The sequence below is a fragment of the Xanthomonas dyei genome (assembly GCF_002939865.1).
In the GTDB taxonomy this organism is placed as follows: Bacteria; Pseudomonadota; Gammaproteobacteria; order Xanthomonadales; family Xanthomonadaceae; genus Xanthomonas; species Xanthomonas dyei.
This window is the reverse complement of sequence record NZ_MDEE01000111.1, coordinates 1-986: the sequence shown is the minus strand read 5'-3', so window position 1 is coordinate 986 and position 986 is coordinate 1. Positions and strand designations below refer to the sequence as shown.

Annotated in this window: 2 protein-coding genes; one reads left to right on the top strand and one right to left on the bottom strand. The window is 56.4% G+C overall.

Features of this window, described 5'->3' with window-relative positions:
* Positions 1 to 290: 290 nt before the first annotated feature.
* Positions 291 to 413 carry a hypothetical protein gene (locus tag XdyCFBP7245_RS24775; RefSeq protein WP_280523218.1) on the top strand — a complete coding sequence of 41 codons (123 nt, stop codon included), beginning with the start codon at positions 291 to 293 and terminating at the stop codon, positions 411 to 413.
* Between the two features lie 45 nt (positions 414 to 458).
* Here XdyCFBP7245_RS24775 and XdyCFBP7245_RS23425 read toward each other — a convergent pair whose 3' ends face one another.
* A complete protein-coding gene (locus XdyCFBP7245_RS23425) occupies positions 459 to 725 on the bottom strand; it encodes a hypothetical protein (protein ID WP_104617722.1) in 267 nt (88 codons plus the stop codon).
* Positions 726 to 986: the final 261 nt, after the last annotated feature.

Genomic DNA, 986 nt, shown 5'->3' with positions numbered 1-986 from the left:
AGCCTGGGCGGGCTAACGCCCGCCGAGTTCCGTGATCAACATTAACCGCAGACCTCTAGTTTTGGCTGGCACTGAATTGCGGGGAGTCGACATGGCTCAGCACCCAGCGACCTTCAGAGATATCTCCGACCGTGCTTTCCCAGTGTAATACCTGGGTCTCTTTTCGCCTGTCCTCGGAGAAGGATCTTTCCGCGATCCAATCCGCAAGCGAGTGGGCGGATAAGCGTGAGGTGCGAAGGATCGCTGGGCTTGCTCGCCAGAACGCTTTGGCTTTCGGTGGAAGCCTCCAGATGGCCACTCTGATTAAAGCTCCAGTAGCTTATCCTCTCCCTCGTTCTGAAGACGGCCGCTTCAACAGCTGGGCTTCCGACGTGAGCGAAGAAGAGGAAGATGGTTTTGGTGACTACCTGTGATGCGCTTGTCTCGTGGCATGACCGCGCCCGACTGCGCGCATCGCATCAGTGGAACCTAGCTTCCGGCGATTGACTCTTGCCGGTTACGTGCTCCCGGAGCAGTGACTCTAGTTCCGCGTCGTCCAGTGCATGGGCACCCGTCTGGAAGACTAGGTCAGCCACTCGCTGCCGTCTTCTCATCTCTTCGCGCCTTTCTGTTTCCTGCGCCTTTGCTTCGCGGCGCTGGTTGGCTAAAAGCTCTTTCGCTTGCAGCTGTGCCAAGCGCTCGGTGGCCCGCTGAATTTGGTCTCGGTAGTGATTCGTGGCAGTCATGTGTTTCTCCTGTCGCTTTGAAATGAGTCAAGCAGGAAAACGGCTCGCGTCAAGCGTTGAGGTGGTCTCGAATTTCGGCCGCTTCGAAAATCGAAAAGCCTGAAAAACAAGGCTTAAAAGAAAGAAGCAAGAGCGCACTGATGCAATGTTTCACATTGCGCGCGCAAAAGGCTCCGCCCCTTGGACCCCCAAGCGCTCCGCGCTTGCGCAAATCAAAAGCCACGGCATAAAGAGAGCAACCTCATCTGGAGCTCTGCATGG

Bases quoted from the DNA above. Each gene is read 5' to 3' on its own strand.
- XdyCFBP7245_RS24775 (WP_280523218.1), top strand. From the start codon at position 291: ATGGCCACTCTGATTAAAGCTCCAGTAGCTTATCCTCTCCCTCGTTCT.
- XdyCFBP7245_RS23425 (WP_104617722.1), bottom strand. From the start codon at position 725: ATGACTGCCACGAATCACTACCGAGACCAAATTCAGCGGGCCACCGAG.